Source organism: Amycolatopsis sp. SID8362 (assembly GCF_010550475.1).
GTDB classification, from domain to species: Bacteria; Actinomycetota; Actinomycetes; order Mycobacteriales; family Pseudonocardiaceae; genus Amycolatopsis; species Amycolatopsis eburnea.
In genome coordinates, this window is record NZ_JAAGNB010001064.1 from 1 (window position 1) to 8,212 (window position 8,212).

9 protein-coding genes and 1 pseudogene are annotated in these 8,212 nt (G+C 72.0%); 5 read left to right on the forward strand and 5 right to left on the reverse strand.

Features of this window, described 5'->3' with window-relative positions; all coding sequences use genetic code 11:
- From G3I65_RS33460 to G3I65_RS33470, 3 genes are all read left to right on the forward strand, one after another.
- Positions 1-211, forward strand: a 211-nt coding sequence (locus G3I65_RS33460) for an aldo/keto reductase (protein WP_160699645.1), incomplete at its 5' end; no start/stop codon positions are given.
- A 91-nt stretch (positions 212-302) separates the two neighbouring features.
- A complete protein-coding gene (locus G3I65_RS33465; RefSeq protein ID WP_160699646.1) occupies positions 303-1,316 on the forward strand; it encodes a YncE family protein in 1,014 nt (337 codons plus the stop codon).
- A complete protein-coding gene (locus G3I65_RS33470) occupies positions 1,313-1,537 on the forward strand; it encodes a DUF5703 family protein (RefSeq protein ID WP_086863416.1) in 225 nt (74 codons plus the stop codon). Before G3I65_RS33465 ends, G3I65_RS33470 begins: the two co-directional genes overlap by 4 nt.
- Before the next feature lie 301 nt (positions 1,538-1,838).
- Here the strand turns inward: G3I65_RS33470 and G3I65_RS33475 are convergent, their stop codons facing one another.
- From G3I65_RS33475 to G3I65_RS33490, 4 genes are read right to left on the reverse strand one after another with little or no spacing between them, the layout of a single operon-like run.
- Complete coding sequence (locus G3I65_RS33475; protein WP_160699647.1) at positions 1,839-2,561, reverse strand: SRPBCC domain-containing protein; 723 nt, start codon at positions 2,559-2,561, stop codon at positions 1,839-1,841.
- On the reverse strand, positions 2,551-3,150 hold the full coding sequence (locus G3I65_RS33480; RefSeq protein ID WP_166640904.1) for a helix-turn-helix domain-containing protein: 600 nt from the start codon (positions 3,148-3,150) through the stop codon (positions 2,551-2,553). Before G3I65_RS33480 ends, G3I65_RS33475 begins: the two co-directional genes overlap by 11 nt.
- A 31-nt stretch (positions 3,151-3,181) precedes the next feature.
- Complete coding sequence (locus G3I65_RS33485; RefSeq protein ID WP_160699648.1) at positions 3,182-4,075, reverse strand: alpha/beta fold hydrolase; 894 nt, start codon at positions 4,073-4,075, stop codon at positions 3,182-3,184.
- Positions 4,075-5,397, reverse strand: coding sequence for a M20/M25/M40 family metallo-hydrolase (locus tag G3I65_RS33490; protein ID WP_160699649.1), 1,323 nt, complete (start codon positions 5,395-5,397; stop codon positions 4,075-4,077). Before G3I65_RS33490 ends, G3I65_RS33485 begins: the two co-directional genes overlap by 1 nt.
- A gap of 147 nt (positions 5,398-5,544) precedes the next feature.
- Between G3I65_RS33490 and G3I65_RS33495 the strand changes: the two genes are divergently transcribed.
- Positions 5,545-6,525: a glycoside hydrolase family 32 protein gene (locus G3I65_RS33495; RefSeq protein ID WP_160699650.1), complete on the forward strand. Its 981-nt coding sequence runs from the start codon at positions 5,545-5,547 to the stop codon at positions 6,523-6,525.
- A 21-nt stretch (positions 6,526-6,546) separates the two neighbouring features.
- On the forward strand, positions 6,547-7,722 hold the full coding sequence (locus tag G3I65_RS33500) for a CaiB/BaiF CoA-transferase family protein (protein WP_160699651.1): 1,176 nt from the start codon (positions 6,547-6,549) through the stop codon (positions 7,720-7,722).
- A 245-nt stretch (positions 7,723-7,967) separates the two neighbouring features.
- Here the strand turns inward: G3I65_RS33500 and G3I65_RS57710 are convergent.
- A pseudogene (locus G3I65_RS57710) lies at positions 7,968-8,204 on the reverse strand (aldolase/citrate lyase family protein); the annotation flags it as partial.
- Positions 8,205-8,212 lie beyond the last annotated feature (8 nt).

An 8,212-nucleotide genomic window follows, 5' to 3' on the forward strand; every position in this document is an offset into this window, starting at 1 on the left:
CGACGGGCTGGGCACCTCGCCGCTGGCCGTCGCGCTGGCCTGGGTCCGCGACCGGCCGGGCGTCGTCGCCCCGGTCGTCGGCGCGCGCGACACCGGGCAGCTCACCGGCTCGCTGACCGCCGAAGCCATCACCCTGCCGCCCGCCATCCGGTCCGCGCTCGACGACGTCAGCGCGATCGAGGTCGGCTACCCCGAGCGCTGGCCGCGGTAGGTGTCTGTTGGGTGACACGGACGTGACGGCAAGGGGATCGAGGAGCATGCTGGTGAAGACCAACCACCGAGGGACATCCGGAGGCCACAGCGTGCGTCGGCTCACCGCCGTGTCGTGGATCGCGCTGCCGCTCGCCGGTGCCCTGGTGCTCTCGGGCTGCTCGTCGGCGAAGGACAACAGCGACGAGCTGCAGATCGTGGCGAACCCGCAGGCGGCGCGCCCGGCGGTCTCCCCCGCGGTGAGCGTGAACCCGGCCGGGCAGGTCCTGCCCGGCGGCGCGGTTTCCGCCCTCGCCGTCGACGCGAAGACCTCGACCCTCGTCGTGGCGCTTTCCGAGCCGCCGTCGTTGCGGCTCTACGATCTGAACGCGCTCGCGTCCGCCCCGGTGAATATGCCGTTATACGGCAAGGCGGAGAAGCTGACCGTGACGCCCGGCCGGGTCGAGATCGCGGAGCCGGCGCAGGGTGTGGTGCAGCAGCTGTCGCTGCCGGACCGGAAGCTCACGGAGACGAAGACCGGCGGGCAGCCCGCGTCGAGCATCGCCTACGGCGCCGACCGGCTGGTCGCGATGGGGCCGGCGAAGGACATCCAGGTGCTGCCGGCGGCGGGTCCGGCGCGGACGATCGGCGGGCAGCTCTACAGCGCCGACGACGTCGTGGACACCGGGACCGGCGTGGTGGTGCTGGACCGGCTGCGGACGGCGGTGTTCTCGCTCGACGTCGCGGCCGGGAAGGTCAACGAGGGCCTGCGCGCGGGCGACGGCGCCGCGAACGCGGTGGCGGACTCCTACGGCCGCGTGCTGGTGACCGACGCGCGCGCGGGTGCGCTGATCGCATTCTCGGCCTCGCCGCTGATCATGCGGCAGCGCTACCCGGTGCCCGGCGCGCCGTACGGGATCGCCTACGACGCGAAGCGGAGCCTGGCCTGGGTGACGCTGACCGAACGCAACGAAGTGGTCGGGTTCGACGTCCGCGGCGGCGAACCCGTGGAGAAGTACCGGTTCCCCACCGTGCGCCAGCCGGACTCGGTCGGGGTGGACGAGAGCAGCGGCCGCGTGCTCGTCGGTTCGGCCGCCGGAGAAGGGACCCAGGTGATCCAGCCATGACGACGGTCAGCGAGGCGGTGGTCGAAGGGGATTGGGAGTATCGCCGCCTGCACCTCCCCCCGGGCGTGTCCCGGCGTGCGGCGGCGATCCAGCTCTCCATCCACGCGGAGTTCGCGGGCTGGGAACTGCGCACCGTGCGGCTCTACGCCGACGGCACGCGCCGGGTGTGGCTGCGCCGCAAGAAGACGGCGCAGAGCCTGCCCGGCGCCCTCCCGACGTAGCGTCGCGCGTCGTTTCACAGCCGGGCCGAGCGCCCCAATGTGGCGTTCGGTGCGTTGGACGCAACCAACGCCACGTTGAGGTTTTCTCAGTAGCCGCGCTGGTTGCCGCGTTGAGGTTCGGTCAGGAGCGCGGATTGCCTCGTGACCGGTCACCCACATCGGCGGCGTCGTGGCGGGCTGCGATGTAGTGAATGACTCATTCATGTCGTCCGACGACATGAATGAGTCATTCACTACATCTCGGGTCAGGGTTCCGGCACAGTCGCCGCGAAGCCGCCGCCGGGCACGGGTCACCCGGCTGTCAGCCGAGCACGCGGTTCAGCCACTCGCTCCAGGTCTTCTCCTCGGTCGCCGCGTCCGCGCCCGGGGTGAAGATGTGGTGGGCCACGACCATCGGGCCGTGGAAGCCCTTCATGAACCGGAGCATCGCGTCCGCCGTCCGGATCCCGACCGTCTGGTCGTTGACCGCGTAGACGACGCCGCCGAGGGAGACGCGGTCGCCCAGGGCAGGCCGTGACGGCAGCCCCAGCGCCGTCCCGAGCCGCGCCCACGCCTCGTCCCAGTCCCCTACCGGCGGGCCGAACACCGTCACCGGGACCGCCGTGCGGCCGGCGAAGTGCGTGACGTACTCGACCAGCGTGCGGAAGAACAGCGCGCCGCCCGCGGTCATCGCCTCGAACTCGTCCTCCCAGTCGTCGCCGGGGAGGAAGCCGCTGGTGACGCAGCGGATGGCCGAGCTGCCGCCGTCGCGGCCCTCGATCAGGAACTCGTAGGCGATCCGGCGCCCGTCCGGCCCCGGCTCGTTGCCGTAGACGAGCTTCTCCAGCGGGTCCCACTCGTGGATCCGGTACTCCGGCTGGTACGCGCCGAACGCGCCGCGGACCACGCCGCCGGTGCCGCCCTCGACCTCGTTGCGGCCCATGAACCACGAGTCGATGCCCGGCCCGGTCGCGATGGCGTCCCACACCTGCTCCGGCGTCGCGTCGACTTCGGCGACGTCGGTCGCCTCGAACTCATGCCCCACTGGCGGTCTCCTCCGGGATGCTCGGGTGGACGGCGACGACCACCCGGTAGCCGCGGCCCTTCTCGGCCGCTTCGTCGTGGTACTTGCCCACCAGGGTGGTGATCGCCGTGGTCAGCTCCTCGGCGAACGCGGCCCGGTCGGCGGGCGAGGCGAACCGCACCTCGCCGTCGAGCGCGAAGGTCGCGACCCGCTGCTTCGCCTTGGCCGCGCCGGTGATGAGCAGGCCGACATCGCGGACCAGCCGGCCGGCCACGGCGAGCAGCCAGCGGGCTGAGAGCCGGTCCGGCGACTGCGCGGGGTCGGGCTGGACCGCGGCGAGCGCGGCCGGCGAGATGACGTACGACGACGCCGTCGCCCGCATCATCCGCTCGGTGACGTTGCCCTTGCGCCGCTCCTCGACCAGCTCCACCAGGCCGTGTGCCTCCAGCGCCCGCAGGTGGTAGTTGACCTTCTGGCGCGGCAGGTCCACCCGGGCCGCGAGCATCGTCGCGGACGCGGGTTCGGCCAGCTCGGCCAGCAGGCGCGCGCGGATCGGGTCCAGCGACACCTCGGCCGCGGCCGGGTCTTCGATCACCGCCACGGAAAACATGTACCCAGCTTTGCGCCGAACAGAGAAGTTGTCAAGAACTCTCGTCTTGTCGGTGGCTGGCGTTGACGAGGGCGACCACCCGGGGCAGCACCTGCGCCGCGGCTTCCAGGGGGACGACGTGCCCGACGCCCGGCAGCACCACGGCCGTCCCGTCGTCGAGCCCGCCGGCCCACTGCTCGACGTCGGAGGCCCGCACGATCCGGTCCCGCTCCCCCACGATCGCCGTCACCGGCACGCCGCTCACCTGGGTCAGCGCCGCGTCGCGCGCGTAGGCGTCCAGTGCCGGGCGGAACAGCGAGACGGTGTGCGGCCAGTTGCCGCGGATCATCTTCACGGTCAGCTCGACCAGCTCCGGGTCCGGGTCGTCGCCGAAGAGCCACCAGCGCAGGCCCGCGCTGACCGCCCGGCTGGTGTGCTCGCGCACGACGCCGAACAGCTTCGAGCCGAGCACCGCTTCGAGGTCGCGCGCCAGCTTCCCCAGCGCGTTGGGCCAGGCCGCCGACACCTCGGTGGCAAGGGTCCCCGACGACGTCGCCAGCAGCACCAGGCCGGACACCCGCGCGGCGAACAGCTCCGGGTGCCGCTGCGACAGCGACATGATCGCCAGGCCGCCCATGTCGTGGCCGACCAGCACCACCCGGCCTTCGGGCACCTCACCGGACAGCAGCTCGGCGAGGTCGTCGCCGAGCTGCGCCATGGTCGCCGTCCCGCGCCGCGCCCGGCCCGAACCGCCGTGGCCGCGCTGGTCGTAGGTCAGCACGGCCACCGGCCCCTCGGCCGCGTCCGGGACCAGCGGCGCGATCCGGCCCCAGCTGCGCTGGTCCAGCGCGTAGCCGTGGACGAACACCACGGTCACCGGCGCCGCCGGGTCGCCCCTGCGGATGACCTGCAGGGACGTACCGTCGGCGAGCGCGAAGCCGGTCATCAGGACGTGCGCAGGAACCGGTCCAGCACGCGGGTGCCGAACTTCAGGGCCTCGACCGGGACCCGCTCGTCGACGCCGTGGAAGAGCGCCGAGAAGTCGAGGTCCGCGGGCAGCTTCAGCGGCGCGAAGCCGAAGTTGCGGATGCCGAGCTGCTGGAACGACTTGGCGTCGGTGCCGCCGGAGAGCATGTACGGCAGCGTCTTCGCGCCCGGGTCCTCGGCCAGCACCGCGGCGGTCATCGCGTCGACGAGCGCGCCGTCGAACGTCGTCTCGACCGGCGGGAGCTCCATCCACTCCTTCTCGATGTCCGGGCCGAGCAGCTCGTCGAGCTCGCGGTCGAACGCCTCGAGGCGGCCGGGCAGGATCCGGCAGTCGACCGCGGCTTCGGCGACCGACGGGATGACGTTCGACTTGTACCCCGCGGTCAGCATCGTCGGGTTGGCGGTGTCGCGCAGGGTCGCGCCGATCATCCGGGAGATGTTGCCCAGCTTGGCGACCGAGCCTTCGAGGTCGTCCTCCGGGAAGTCCCAGCCGGTGATCTCCGTGACGCCGGCGAGGAACTCCTTCACCGAATCGGTGAGCACCAGCGGGAAGCGGTGGTTGCCGAGCTTGGCGACGGCCTCGGCGAGCTTGGTGACGGCGTTGTCGCGGTGGATCATCGAGCCGTGGCCCGCGGTGCCCCGCACGCGCAGCTTCATCCAGCGGATGCCCTTTTCGGCCGTCTCGATCAGGTACGCGCGGACGTCGTCCTTGAGCGTGACCGAGAAGCCGCCGACCTCGCTGATCGCCTCGGTGACGCCCTCGAACAGCTCGGGCCGGTTCTCGACCAGCCACTGGGCGCCGTACTTGCCGCCGGCCTCTTCGTCGGCGAGGAAGGCGAAGACGAGGTCGCGCGGGGGCACGATGCCGTTCAGCTTGTAGTGCCGGGCCAGCGCGAGCGCCATCCCGCACATGTCCTTCATGTCGACCGCGCCGCGGCCCCAGACGTAGTCGTCCTGGATCGCGCCGGAGAACGGGTGGACCGACCACTCCGACGGGTCCGCGGGGACGGCGTCGAGGTGCCCGTGGATCAGCAGCGCGCCCCGGCTCGGGTCGGCGCCCGCCAGCCGGACGAAGACGTTGTGCCGGTTCTTCCCGCCCGACTCCACGTAGGTGATCTCGTAGCCGGCGTCGGTCAGCTTCTCCGCGACGTACTCGGCCGCCGTCCGCTCCCCCACCAGCGTGTCGGGGTCCCCGGTGTTGGTGGTGTCGATGCGGATGAGCTCGCTGGTCAGCGTGACGGCTTCGGCCGCGGCGGCTTCGATGGTGTTCGGTTCGGTCACCGGCCATTCCTATCATTCGCCTCGCACCGCTGCCTTGCCCGAAACTCCCGGGATCCTGCCCTCGAAACAGTAATACGTATTACTCTCTTGTCTTCGTCCGAATCGCGTGCCACCGTCGCGGCACACTTCGACGACGAAGGAGCGGCCATGACCCTCACCCGCCGCGGCCTGCTGGCCGGCACCGCCGCGCTCGGCGCGACCGCGTTCCTGCCCGCGACCGCCACCGCGGCGCCCACCGGGTTCCCGGACTACCGGTACCAGCGCCTCGCGCTCGTGAAGAGCAAGCTGCGCTACAACCCCACCGGCGAGCTGATCTTCCCGTGCGTCCGCGGCACCAAGGGCCGCATCCCGGGCGCGCTCGGCGCGTACTACCTGTACTACGCCCCGCACGACGCGCCCGGCGGGATCTGCCTGGCGTACGCGAATTCCCTCGACGAGGAGTTCACCGAGTACCCGGGCAACCCGATCATCAAGAACTCGTGGCCGGGCGAGTACTCCGTTAGCCACGTCTCCTCCCCGCACGCCCTGTGGAACGACGACGTCCAGCGGCTCTACCTGTACTTCCACGGCGAGAACACCGTGACGCGGCTGGCCAGCTCGGCCGACGGCATCCACTTCACCTACGAGAAGGAAGTCCTCTCGACGCGGCTGCAGCCCGCGGGCACCACCGAGACGTCGTACGCCCGGGTGTTCCGCCACGACCTGCCGGCGAAGGGCGCCCGGTACGTCATGGTCTTCATGCTCAACAACACCACCAACCACCGCGACATCGGCTGGGGCTGGTCGCCGGACGCGCTGAACTGGACGTTCTCCCAGACGCCTCTGGTGCGGCACACCGACGTCGGCGCGTCGGACATCGGCGGCCCGCACCTGCTGGAGCGGAACAGCAGCACGTACGTCGTGTACAACACCGACATCGCGCACGGCGGGAAGCTGATGATCACCGAGGTCGGCGCCGACTTCTCGAAGCGCAACCACCTCGGGGTGTTCCACGCTCCCCTCGCCGGCGCGCCGGACAACGGGCGCTGCGCGGCGCCGAGCTTCGGCACCTACCAGGGCCGCGAGTACATGATCTACGAGGCGGGCGCGCGGCTCGCCGGGAACATCGCCATCGCCCGCGCGGTCTGAGGCCGGTGGCAGGATGCGGCCATGCCCTCGTTGCCCCTCGACGGCGTCACCGTCGTGTCCTGCGAACAAGCGGTCGCCGCGCCGCTGGCCACCCGGCACCTGGCCGATCTCGGGGCCCGGGTGCTCAAGGTCGAGCGGCCGGGCAGCGGCGACTTCGCCCGCGCCTACGACGAAACCGTGCACGGCCTGTCCAGCCACTTCGTCTGGCTGAACCGGTCGAAGGAGAGCATCACGCTCGACCTCAAGAGCGAGGTCGCGGGCGAGGTCATGGCGGCCCTGCTGGACCGGGCCGACGTCTTCGTGCAGAACTTCGCCCCCGGCGTCGCCGAGCGCCTCGGCCTCGGCGCGGCGGACATCCGAGCGTCCCGGCCGCGGCTGATCACGTGCTCGGTGTCGGGGTACGGCTCCAGCGGGCCCTACCGCGACGCGAAGGCGTACGACCTGCTGATCCAGTCCGAAGCCGGGCTGGTTTCGGTGACCGGCTCGGCCGCGGAGCCCGCCAAGAGCGGCATCCCGGCCGCGGACATCGGCGCCGGGATGTACGCCTTCTCCGGCATCCTGTCCGCGCTCTACGACCGGGAGCGCACCGGGCAGGGCACCGCGCTGGAGGTCAGCCTGTTCGACTCGCTGGTCGAGTGGATGGGATTTCCGCTCTACTACGCGGGATACGGCGGGACGCCACCGCCGCGGACCGGCACCAGCCACCCGGCGATCGCGCCCTACGGCACCTTCGCCGCGGGAGACGGGACAGAGCTGGTGCTGGCCGTGCAGAACGACCGCGAGTGGGCGGCGTTCTGCGAGCACGCCGTCGAGCGCCCGGAGTGGGTGACCGACGATCGGTTCGCGACCGGCAGCGCCCGCGTCGCGAACCGGCCCGCGCTGGAGCGGGAGATCGACGCGATCTTCGCCGGACTGACCGGAACCGAGCTGGAGCGGCGGCTGGCGGCGGGCCGGATCGCGCATGCCCGCCGCCGTGAGCTGCCCGACGTCCTGGCGCACCCGCAGCTGACGGCCCGCGACCGGTTCGCGGAGGTGGGCACGCCGGCCGGGCCGATCCGGGCCACGCTGCCGCCGATCACCGTCGCCGGCCGGGCACCCCGGATGGACCCCGTGCCGGACGTGGGCGAGCACACCGACGCCGTGCTGGCCGAGTTCGGCTTCGACGCGGAAGCGTTGCGGCGCCGGGGAGCCGTGTAGCGGCCTACTCCCCCAGGATCCGGCGGGCCCGCGCCAGCACCGGCCGGTCCACCATCTTCCCGTCCACAGTGGACACCGAAGCCCCCGCCGTGACGACCCGGCGAGCCCACTCGCGCTCGGCTTCGGTGGGCTCGAAACCCGCCCGGACCGGCGCGACCTGCCGCGGGTGGACGCACAGCTTGCCGCGGGTGGACGCACAGCTTGCCGCCGAAGCCCATCCGGCGCGCGTACCCGACGTCAGCGGCCAGCCGGTCGTCGTCGCGCAGGTCCGTCGTCACGCCGTCCACCGGCGGCGCCAGTCCGGCCGCCGCGGACGCGATCACCAGCCGCGAACGCGCGTAGGCGAACGGCTCCCGGTCGTCGGGGTCGACACCCAGTTCCGCCGCGAGGTCGACGCTGCCGAACGCCAGCCGCGACACCGACGGCACGGCCGCCAGCTCACCGGCGCGCTCGACACCCCGTGCGGTTTCGACGAGGGCCATCACCTCGC